8 protein-coding genes and 1 tRNA gene are annotated in these 10,025 nt (G+C 69.2%); 5 read left to right on the top strand and 4 right to left on the bottom strand.

The features are described from left to right. Window positions 1-67: 67 nt before the first annotated feature. The 4 genes from ACFWZ2_RS40710 to ACFWZ2_RS40695 all read right to left on the bottom strand — a co-directional run bounded on the left by ACFWZ2_RS40710 (window position 68) and on the right by ACFWZ2_RS40695 (window position 5,173). Window positions 68-2,005, bottom strand: a complete 1,938-nt coding sequence (locus ACFWZ2_RS40710; RefSeq protein WP_384554715.1) for a galactose oxidase-like domain-containing protein — start codon at window positions 2,003-2,005, stop codon at window positions 68-70. After that, on the bottom strand, window positions 2,002-3,996 hold the full coding sequence (locus tag ACFWZ2_RS40705) for a glycosyltransferase family 2 protein (RefSeq protein ID WP_384554713.1): 1,995 nt from the start codon (window positions 3,994-3,996) through the stop codon (window positions 2,002-2,004). The genes ACFWZ2_RS40710 and ACFWZ2_RS40705 overlap by 4 nt, the downstream gene beginning before the upstream one ends. Window positions 3,997-4,295: 299 nt before the next feature. Next, the gene (locus tag ACFWZ2_RS40700; protein WP_384554711.1) at window positions 4,296-5,009 is read right to left on the bottom strand and encodes a FadR/GntR family transcriptional regulator; all 714 of its coding nucleotides are present in this window, start codon (window positions 5,007-5,009) and stop codon (window positions 4,296-4,298) included. 90 nt (window positions 5,010-5,099) lie between these two features. After that, window positions 5,100-5,173 (bottom strand) — tRNA-Lys (locus tag ACFWZ2_RS40695). A 198-nt stretch (window positions 5,174-5,371) separates the two neighbouring features. Between ACFWZ2_RS40695 and ACFWZ2_RS40690 the strand changes: the two genes are divergently transcribed. The 5 genes from ACFWZ2_RS40690 to ACFWZ2_RS40670 all read left to right on the top strand — a co-directional run bounded on the left by ACFWZ2_RS40690 (window position 5,372) and on the right by ACFWZ2_RS40670 (window position 9,977). Beyond that, a complete protein-coding gene (locus tag ACFWZ2_RS40690) occupies window positions 5,372-6,724 on the top strand; it encodes a peptidoglycan-binding protein (RefSeq protein ID WP_384554710.1) in 1,353 nt (450 codons plus the stop codon). A gap of 133 nt (window positions 6,725-6,857) precedes the next feature. Then, a complete protein-coding gene (locus tag ACFWZ2_RS40685) occupies window positions 6,858-8,033 on the top strand; it encodes an SPFH domain-containing protein (protein ID WP_384554708.1) in 1,176 nt (391 codons plus the stop codon). Then, on the top strand, window positions 8,017-8,661 hold the full coding sequence (locus ACFWZ2_RS40680) for a nucleoside/nucleotide kinase family protein (protein WP_384554705.1): 645 nt from the start codon (window positions 8,017-8,019) through the stop codon (window positions 8,659-8,661). Before ACFWZ2_RS40685 ends, ACFWZ2_RS40680 begins: the two co-directional genes overlap by 17 nt. A 78-nt stretch (window positions 8,662-8,739) precedes the next feature. Further along, window positions 8,740-9,342 carry a lytic polysaccharide monooxygenase gene (locus ACFWZ2_RS40675; RefSeq protein ID WP_384554704.1) on the top strand — a complete coding sequence of 201 codons (603 nt, stop codon included), beginning with the start codon at window positions 8,740-8,742 and terminating at the stop codon, window positions 9,340-9,342. A 152-nt stretch (window positions 9,343-9,494) separates the two neighbouring features. Next, a complete protein-coding gene (locus ACFWZ2_RS40670; RefSeq protein ID WP_384554703.1) occupies window positions 9,495-9,977 on the top strand; it encodes a DUF3592 domain-containing protein in 483 nt (160 codons plus the stop codon). Window positions 9,978-10,025 lie beyond the last annotated feature (48 nt).

Below are 10,025 nucleotides of genomic sequence, written 5' to 3'. Positions count from 1 at the left end.
GATCCCGGCAGATGCGACTGCGGCTTTTCATGGGCTGAGCGCGCAGTTCCCCGCGCCCCTGACGGGGCTACGGCACGTGCACCCACTGCGCCTTGCTCGGGGTCCCCTGATCATCCGTCACGAAGAGCATGTACCAACCCGATTCCACCAGGGACCGATTCTTCGGCAGCGTCACGGAGACCGACCCCTTCGACTTCTTCAGGCCGAGTGCGATCGACGTCTGGTCGATGTCCGTGACGTGCGTGGACGCACTCGGCTTGATGAGGCGGGCCGTCTTGATGGCCGAGGCGTGCTTCGTCGGGAACGTCCCCGTGCCGCCCCGCCTGATGGTCTCGGGGCCCTTGCCGAGGCTCGGCTGCGAGCCGTGGTAGAGGTACGGCGGCGTGTAGATCTCGATGCGCTGCTCGAACTCGCCCGGCTTGGTGTTGGCCTTGTCGGCGTAGAGGGAGTCGGAGCCGAAGAACATCACGCGGCCGTCGGGCAGCAGGATCGAGCCCGAGTGGTAGTTGCGGCCGACCTCGGGGTCGGCGACCCGCCGCATCTCGCCGGTCTTCGCGTCGTAGATCCGCGCCTGGTGGATGTTGGAGTCGCTGCGGCCGCGGTAGTCCTCGGAGCCGCCGGAGATCAGCACCGTGTCGTCGGGCAGCGTGGAGATCTGCGGGTAGCGCGTGCCCTTCTCCAGCTCGGGGCCGTCCGCGAAGTGCGGCTTCTCGGCGAGGAGATCGACGATGCGGGTCTTCTTGCTGGACTCCTTGGACTCACCGACGCCACCGCCGCCGACGACCATGTACTTCTGGTCCTGGGCGGGCGGCAGCTCGACCGTGCCGGAGGTCTCCAGGAGCTTCTGGTCGCTCAGGCCGGGGATGCCCTGCCACTTGTTGGTCTTCAGGTCCCAGACGCCGGGCTTGCGGCCGACGTCGTCGGGGCCGTAGCCGGCGTTCGAACCGGAGTAGAAGAGCTTGCCGTCGGCCAGCTGGAAGATCGCCGGGTACGTCGGGAACTGGCGGATCCCCTTCGTGTACGTCCACTTCTTCGTCTTCGGGTCGTACACCTCGTTCTTGCCGGGGACCAGCTGGCCGATCTCGTCGAGGCCCGAGGTGGAGAGGATCTTGCCGTCGGTGAGCGTGGTCAGCGTGGGGTACCAGCGCGCCTCGTTCATCGGGTCGACCTTGATGTACCGCTCGGCGACCGGGTCGAACTCGAAGGTGTCCTTGATCCCCTGGAAGTCCTTCTTGTCCAGGGCCAGCTTCTGCGCCATGCCGTAGACGTTGCGGGTGTCGGAGCCCTTCAGGCCCTGGATGCGGTAGTTGTCCTGCGTACCGGTCTCGTACTTGGTGCCGCTCTTCTGGGCCTCGACGTAGACCCGGCCGAGGCCCGGCTCGGTGCGCAGGAACCTGCCGGTCTGCTTGTCGAAGACCTTCTTGGCCTTCTCCACGAGGATGTTGTCCTTGGAGACGAACGTCTTGCCGTTCTTCTTGCCGGTGAACTTCGTGCCCGCGGGGATCGTCTTCGGCTCGTCCGGGTCCTCGTTGTGGACGATCATCAGGCCGCCGGCCTTGGTGATGTCGCCCTTCAGCTTCTCGTAGCGCTGGGTGCCGCCCGCGATCAGCAGATTGCCGTTGCCCAGCTGGGTGTGGCCCGTGCAGAACAGGTCGGTGGGCGTCGGGATCTTCTTGATGGTGTTCTTGACCGGGTCCCACAGGCGGGTGTCGAACTTCTTCTTGTCGAAGTTCTTCTGGTTGTTGCCGGACCCGGCGACCAGGAGCACCTTCCCCGTGTGCAGGAGGGCCGCGTGGATCGTGTTCTGGCGGTACTCCTCGGGGAAGTTGATGACCTCCCAGTGGCCGTTGTCGGCCTTGTACTCCGGCTTGTTGATCTTGTAGTCGTGGTACTTCTCCGAGCCCACGCGCCAGAGCCAGGGGCCGTTCATCCCTGCCAGCGCAAGGACGACCGCCGCGCCTATCGCGATGCGGCGGGCGCGGCGGCGGCTGGAACGGTCTTTCATTTCTTACGTCCCCCAAGGGAAATCTGCATGGTCTGGTCGGGCGCCGCCCAGCTGGGCTTCTGCTGCGGTGCGTGCGGGGCGCCGTGCGGTGCGTGCGGGGCAGGGTGGGCCTGCGGCAGCTGTGCCGTGGCGTCGCGCTGCTGCGGGACCATCGTCTCCGCTCCCGGCTGCGGCGCGGAAGTCCCGTCTCCGCCAGGGGACTTGGCCTTCTTCTTGTCCTGGCGCATGCCCCAGCGCCAGGCGAAGATCGGCGCGGCCGTGATCAGCAGGGCGAAGGTGGCCCAGGTGATCATCGCGGGGTGGGAGTGCCCGTACATGAAGGACGCCGCCATCGAGGCGCCGAAGACCAGAATGAAGAACAGGTGGATCCGGAAGGTCCCGAACAGCGTGTCGGGGCTCGCCGAATCGCCCTTGGGGGTCACCACGAACTTGCTCTTGCGGCGCAGCGCGGCGTCCATCAGCGAGCGCGCGTAGACCGGCGCGGAGAGCGCCGACATCACCATGCCCGCCACACCGCCGGAGCCCTCGGGCTCGTGCGGGGAGACGTTGTGCCTGCGGTTCCAGATGTACAGGCCGATCTGCAGCGCGGATGCGTTGCCGTACAGCATCAGCCAGATGGTCGGGTCGATGTTCACGCCGGACGCGCCGAGGCCCAGGAACAGCGCACAACTCAGCGCGGCCAGGATCCAGTTCATGGCGGACATCGGGTAGAAGATGACCATCATCGTGTAGTTGAAGAGACGGCCGGGCGGCAGCGAGAACGGCGCCTTCCAGAACTGCTTGAGGATCGTCTCGTACGTCCCCCGCGACCAGCGCAGCTGCTGGGTGAAGAAGTCCGTCCAGGCGTTGGGGCCCTCGCCGACCGCGAGCACGTCCGGCGTGTAGACCGACTTCCACTTCTTGCCGGTCTTCGGGTTGGTGGCCCGGTGGATCTCGAAGCCCGTCGCCATGTCCTCGGTGATCGAGTCGTACAGACCGCCGATCTGCTTGAGGGCCTTGATGCGTACGGCGTTGGACGTGCCGACGAACATCGGGGCGCCATACGCGTTGCCCGCGCGCTGGATCAGCGCGTGGAAGAGGAACTGCTGCGACTCGGCGGCCTTGGTGACGAAGTTGTCGTAATTGCCGTACACCTGCGGGCCGATGACGAAGCCGACGTTCTCGTCGCGGAAGAAGCCGAGCATCCGCTCCAGGTAGTTCGGCATCGGGACGTGGTCGGTGTCCACCGATGCGAAGTAGTCGTAGTCGTCGCCGTGGGCGTCCAGCCAGGCGTTGTAGTTGCCGTGCTTGGTCTTGGCGCGGTGCGGGCCCTTGGCCATGTTCCACTTCGCGACGCCCTTGCGGGAGAAGTGGTGCACGCCGAGCCGCCGGCAGACCTCCTTGACCTCAGGGTCGTCACCCTCGTCGAGGAGCCAGACATGCATCAGACCGCGGTGACGGATCTTGACCGCGGCCTCCAGCGTCTTCGTCACCATCTCGATCGGCTCCTTGCCGGGCACGAACGAGGTGAGGAAGGCGACTCTGGTGCCGGTCTCGGGAACCACCGGTATCGGGTCGCGGGCCACGAGCGTCGCGTGCGCGTTGGAGAGCACGTTCATGCAGCGGAAGAACTCGATGAGGCCGATCGAGATCAGCATGACGACGTCGAGCACCGGCAGCCAGTCGTTGGCCACGTAGTCCCGCTCGGTCCAGTGCTCGGGCTGCAGCAGCCAGCCGAGCAGGACCAAGGAGAGCAGCGGGGCCGCGCCCAGCATCAGCGCGGCCCGCACCTTGTGGGGCTCCTGCGACAGGAGCGAGCGGTACTTCACCTTGTACGGCTTGCTCGGGTCGGGCTGGGTCAGCGGCCCGGCGAGGCGGCTGTAGTGCTCGTAGTCGTAGCGCGGCAGGGTCTTCTTGATTCTGCGGAAACCGCCCGTCCTGTGCGGTGGCACCCGCAGCTGGGTCGTCTCTGACGGGTCGTTCTGTCGGGCGCCCGTCGGCGTCGACGTCATGAGTCATCCCCCCGCACGCGGTCACCCGCGTGTTCGTTGGTCCTTCCGTCCGCTTGGATCCCCCTCGACCCTCGCGGACGCATCAGTGGTCGGCCACCGTCCCCTTAGACAGGGAAAGACAACCTTCCGGTTGCATGATGCCCCCCTCGACATCGCTTCATGAACGGGACCCCCGTCCCTGTCCCGCCGCGGCCGTCTCGGACCCCCAACTGCCCCGTATCGTCCGCCTCATGAGAGCCAATGGCTCCATGACAGGGTTCTACGCGCCCAGTCATGATCGCAAGAGCGAAACAAGGTGTTTACCGGTCATACGAGGTATTTGGGGCGTCTGTTGAGACGGGTGAGCTCAGACGGGTGCGGATGTTCCCGAAGTGCTCGCGTATGGCCTGCTCAGCCCGGAAGGCGTCGCCCGAGCGCACTGCCTCCAGGATCTCCCGGTGCTGACGGCAGGTGATCTTCGGATCCTGCGGCACGTCCACGAGGTCTGTGCGGACCTTGTGAAAGGCGTCCCAGAACGCCTCGAGGACCTCACCGAGGAGGAGGTTGCCGAGCCCGCGGTAGAGAGCGGCGTGGAAGGCGCGGTCGGTCTCGGCGCGCACGGCCCCCTCGGGGGAGGCCGCCTCGGCGTCCATCCGGTCGACGAGGGCGTCCAGTTCGGCCAGGTCGGTCTCCGGGATCCGGCCCGCGAGGCGCGCGATCAGGCCGGTCTCCACCGCCTCGCGCAGTTCGAGCAGCTGGAGCAGGCTGTCCTCGCCCCGGTAGTGGCCCGCGACCGTGCGGAAGGTGAGCCCCTCGATCATCGGCGCCACCGACATCGGCCCGACATAGGTGCCGAAACCGTGCCGGATCTCGACGATCCCCATCGCCTGGAGCGCCTTGAGGGCCTCCCGCACCGAGTTCCGGCTGACGCCCAGGCGCTCCATCAGCTCCGGCTCGGTGGGCAGCGAGGCCCCGGAGGGCAGCCGTTGATCGATGATGAGCTTCTTGATCCGCTCCTGGATGTCGCGCGCCATGGCGCAACGGTAGCGGTACGGGTCCGTGGAGCGACCCTGCCCGGAGCACGACGAAGGCCCCCCGCGTGAACGGAGGGCCTTCGCTGTCTGTGCGCCGCCAGGGACTCGAACCCCGGACCCGCTGATTAAGAGTCAGCTGCTCTAACCAACTGAGCTAGCGGCGCCTGCTGACCTGGAGAACTCTACCGGACGTCCGGGGGTGCTCCCGACCACCCCCGGCGGGCCCCCGGGGTGCGGGCGCGGCCCCGGGCCGGGGCGAATGCATCATTCGGACCGTCAACATGCGGTATCCCGGGACAGTTGAGAAACTGACGGACGTGCAGATGCGCGGACATTCTTTCCTGGGGTGTGAGGGGAATCGCATGGAGGCCGCTCCGGTATTCGAGGAATTCGACCCCGAGAGCGACTGCGACTGTCCCGGTTGTATTCACTGGCGGCGTACGGCGCCGCATGCTCTTCCGGTACGACTCGGGGGCCATCCGGCGGCGCACGGCGCACGCCGCGCCCTGGTGCTCGCGGCCGCCTCCTGCACGGTGCTCGGCGGCGGCCAGACGCTGCCGGCCGTGGCGTCCACCGAGGTGGGAGGCCATGCGGCGGTGCCGGGCGAGAGCAGGGCCGACGGCGATCCCGGCACGCCGCAGGGGGCCACGAGCCCGCTGCACGGCGACCCGGGGGCCTCGGCGACACCGGCGTCCACGGGCACGGCCCCGGCGGTCGCCCTCCGGTCGACGACCCGTTCGGCGATCATCAACAGGGCCAAGAAGTGGGTCGCGGCGAAGGTGCCGTACAGCATGGAGAAGTACTGGTCCGACGGCTATCGGCAGGACTGCTCGGGCTTTGTCTCCATGGCGTGGAACCTGAGCGGGAACGAATGGACGGGCAGCCTCGACCAGTACGGGGTCCGTATTGCGAAGGACGAGCTGCAGCCCGGCGACATTCTTCTCTTCCACAATCCGGCGAACCCCACGAAGGGTTCGCACGTGACGATTTTCGGCGGGTGGACGGACTACACGCACTCGCATTACATCGCCTACGAACAGGCCCGCCCGAACGCCCGCAAACAGGCCACGCCCTACGGCTACTGGTCGTACGGGGACCGCTATGTGGCCTACCGCTACAAGGGCGTGCAGGGCGGTACGCCGGGCGGCTCCGGCACCTCGGCGGCGCGGTACCCGGGCGCGGGGTCCTTCGGTCCCGGGGCGGACAACCGGCACGTGACCCGGCTCGGCAGGGCCCTGACCGCCCGGGGCGGCAAGCGCTACTACCGCTCGGGGCCCGGACCGCGCTGGACCGACGCGGACCGCAGGGCGACGCGGGCGTTCCAGCTGGCCCAGGGCTGGCACGGCAAGGACGCCGACGGACTGCCGGGCCCGACGACCTGGTCGTACCTGATGTCGGGCAAGGGCAGGGACATCGCGGCGGGAACGGGCGGTACGCCGGGCTCGGGCGGCGGCAGCGGCACGGGTGCCGGGAGGACCCCGGCGTACCCCGGCAAGGGGGTCTTCCGCGCGGGCCGGACGCACGCCGCGATCGAGCGGCTCGGCAGGCAGCTGGTGAAGAAGGGCTTCGGCACGTACTACACGCGGGGCCCAGGACCGGGCTGGAGCGAGAGCGACCGGCGCAATGTGGAGGCGTTCCAGCGGGCCCAGGGCTGGCGGGGCGCGGCGGCCGACGGCTATCCGGGGCCCGAGACCTGGCGGCGGTTGTTCCGATGAGGCCCGGCGGCGGATGCGACACGGCCACGGGCGAGACCCAGGCGCTCCTGCGGCGCGGTGTGACAGCGGGACCCGGGCACGGACGGGGCTCCGGCAGCAATGAGATCCAGGCACGAACGAGTCGGAGGCACGGATGAGTGCGACGGCAGCTTCACAGCCGCAGTCCCCGCAGCCCGCGGGCGGCCCCGAGCCCGGCGGCGCCCGGTCGCCACGGGTGATCCAGAGCGAGGCCACCACCGAGATCCCGGTCCACCTCCTGTTCCGCGACGACCCGGACGACCCCGCCGACGCGACGGGCGTCCCGCTGCCGCCCGCCGTGGTGCGGCGCCGGCAGGGGACCGGCGAGCAGCCGCGCACCGCCGCGCGCCGCCCGGCCGTCGCGGAGCCGCCCGCGCGGGCCGTGCCGGACGTCGACCCGGCCCTCGTCGAGCGGCGGGCGCGGGTCCTGCCGGGGCTCGCCGGGGTGCTCGGCGGCTGCGCGGGCGCCGCAGGGTGCGTGCTCTCGCTGTGGTGGGCGGGCGCGCTGCCGGACGCCGCGGTCCAGGTGACGGGCCTTCCCGGGTACGCCGGTGCCGGGCTCGGCGCCGAGCAGTGGGCCTCGCTCGCCGGTTCGGGGACGCTCGCGCTGTTCGGGTTCGGCGGTCTCGCCAGGGGCCGGGTCGGCAGGGCCTGGGTGCTCAGCCTCTTCGGCCGCTACCGGGGGACCGTCCGGCGCACCGGACTGATGTGGGTGAACCCGCTGCTGCTTCGGCGCCGTGTCGACGTACGGCTGCGGCACTGGAGGAGCGAGCCGATGCCGGCCGTGGACCGTGCCGGGGTGGCGCTGCGCGTCGTCGTCCTCGTCGTGTGGCGGGTCAAGGACACCGCGCGGGCGACGCTCGCGGTCGCGGACCACCAGGAGTATCTGCGCGAGTGCGTGGAGGCGACCACGGCCCGGGTGCTCTCGCGGCTGCCCGCCGACGCCTTCCACGACGAGGCGCCCACCCTGCGCGACGCCGAGGCGGTCGGCGAGGCGCTGACGAAGGCGCTCGCCGCGGACGCGGAGGCGGTCGGCGTGGAGATCTTCTCGGCGCAGCCGACCCGTATCGAGTACGCCCCCGAGGTGGCGGCGGCGATGCAGCGCCGCAGGGTCGCCGCGCTCGACGCACGGCACCGCGACACCGTCCTGACCTCGGTGGTCGACTCGGTGGAGGACACGGTGTCGCGGCTGACCACGCGGGGTCTCGTCGAGCTCGACGACTACGAGCGCAAGGCCTTGGTGAAGGACCTGACGGTGGCGTTCTATACGGGCCATGGAGAACACCGATGAGCTGAAGGACCTGGCCGCCGACGCCTGGCGGCTGACGGCCGGGGTGCCCCGGGCCGTCCTCGGGATCGCGGGACCGCCCGGCGCCGGCAAGTCGACGCTGGCGCGGGCGCTGGTCGCGCGGATCGGCGAGGGGTCCGCGTATCTGCCGCTCGACGGATTCCACTTGTCCAACGCGCAGTTGGCCCGGCTCGGCCTGGAGAGCCGCAAGGGCTCGGAGCCGAGCTTCGACGTGGCGGGGTACGTCGCGCTGCTGCGCCGCGTCCTGGACGATCCGGCGCACGACATCTATGTGCCCGACTACGACCGCACGCTGCACGAGCCGGTCGCGGCCCGCCATCTCGTCGCGCCCGCCGCGCGCCTCGTGGTCACCGAGGGGAACTACCTCGCCTGCGATCTGCCGGGCTGGCGCGCGGCGCATGCGCTCATGGGGGCGTGCTGGTATCTGGACGTTCCCGGCGATGTGCGTCAACAGCGCCTGGTGGAGCGGCAGTTGACGGGCGGTCGCAGTCCGCTGGAGGCGCGGGCGTGGGTCGCGACGAACGACGCGCCCAATGGTGAACTCGTCGCGACCTCGCGGGGGCGATGCGGACGGATCCTCTCCAGGATTGGTATGGACATGTTCAACTAACGGCAATAATCTGAGCTTGGTCTAGACCGCAGTGCGCGCACGTCCCACGGAACTCCCCACGTTCGGCAGGAGCGGCACATGCGAAACAAGAAGATGTACGCGGCCATGGTCGGCCTCACCACGGTCGGCGCGTTCGCGCTCTCCGCCGGTGGTGCCAGCAGCCACGGCTACACCGACCTGCCGGCCAGCCGGCAGATCAACTGCGCCAAGGGCGTGGTGAGCAACTGCGGTTCCATCCAGTACGAACCGCAGAGCGTCGAGGGTCCCAAGGGCTTCCCAGCCGCGGGGCCAGCCGACGGCAAGATCTGCTCGGCGGGCATAGCGGGCTTCGACCAGCTCAACTCCCCCAAGACCCCCGGGGGCGGCGCCTGGCCCACCACGAGCGTCAGCGGCGGCCAGAGCTACTCGTTCCGCTGGCAGTTCACCGCACGCCACCGCACCACCGACTTCAAGTACTACATCACCAAGCAGGGCTGGGACGACAGCAAGCCGGTGACCAGGGCCGCCCTGGAGACCACGCCGTTCCTCACCGTCCCGTACAACAGCCAGCAGCCGCCCGCCACCCTCTCGCACAGCGGCACCATCCCCGGCGGCCGCAGCGGACACCACGTGATCGTCGCGGTCTGGACGGTCGCGGACACCGCGAACGCCTTCTACGCCTGCTCGGACGTCAAGTTCTGAACCTTCCCCGCAGTTCTGAGCATTGCTTGAGGCTCTTCCCCGCACCCCACGGGTAGGTTCTGCGCACGCCGTGACGACCACGCGGCGTGCGCGGAACCGCGCGAGCGGACCGGCCCGCGAAGCACGCGGGCGGGAGTGATCGGGGGATCCTCATGGAGTTCATGTTCTACGTCGTGCCCGGAATCATCGCCGGGGCCGTGATCCTCATGGCCGCCAAGGTGATCAAGCGGTCCATCGAGGTCAACAGCGCCTGGAACAGCGGACTCACGGCCGAGGCGCGCTGCCTGCGCACGTATACGACGACCAGCAGCCACGGCGAGAGACACCATGTGACGACGACGCTGCACCACGTCTACGAATTCACCACGCGCGAGGGCCGCCCCGTCCGCTTCGAGGAGGCGAACGGCCCCGCGACCACCGTCGAGGGCGACATCGTCACCGTGCACTACACGGCACCGCGCCCCGAGGCGGCCACGGCACACGCCCCGCGCCGCGCCGCGATGGCGGCGAGCACGGTCGGCCTGCTCTGCTTCTTCGGCGTGATGCTCGCGTTCTGCGTCTTCTTCATGGTGACGGCGAACGAGATGTTCTCGGCCGACGTGTTCTCGGACGACGTGTTCGACGACATGCCGTAGAACGCGCCACCGGCACCGGCCCTCTGCCAATATGACGGGCCGTCAATT

Origin of the sequence: Streptomyces sp. NPDC059002, assembly GCF_042740435.1 — a bacterium.
In the GTDB taxonomy this organism is placed as follows: domain Bacteria; phylum Actinomycetota; class Actinomycetes; order Streptomycetales; family Streptomycetaceae; genus Streptomyces.
The sequence above is the reverse complement of the archived record's forward strand: the minus strand, read 5'-3'. Positions and strand labels throughout refer to the sequence as shown.